This window comes from Leifsonia sp. HAY1-4F, assembly GCF_056755275.1.
The window spans coordinates 1-256 of record NZ_JBNDHX010000391.1 but is presented as its reverse complement, the minus strand read 5'-3'; the positions used below and the strand labels follow the sequence as shown (position 1 = coordinate 256).

The window sequence follows — 256 nt, the reverse complement described above, 5'->3', positions numbered from 1 at the left end:
CCCCCCCCCCCCCCCCCCCCCCCCCCCCCCCCCCCCCCCCCCCCAAGAAAAGCCCCCCCCCCCAGATTAGCGAGTGTCTCGTGGGCTCGGAGATGTGTATAAGAGACAGGGATAGCGCGTCGTCCTTCATCGCGATCTCGATGATGACGAACGCGACGATGCCGATGCCGCCGATGATGTAGCAGGCGAGCGCCGCTGCGCTGCCCCAGCCCCAGTCTGTCTCTTATACACATCTGACGCTGCCGACGACGGAGAG

The 256-nt window shown here is 67.2% G+C and carries 1 pseudogene; it reads left to right on the top strand.

The window, feature by feature from the left end:
- Window positions 1-182, top strand: a pseudogene (locus ACPYOG_RS19915) (hypothetical protein); the annotation flags it as partial.
- Between the last annotated feature and the right edge of the window lie 74 nt (window positions 183-256).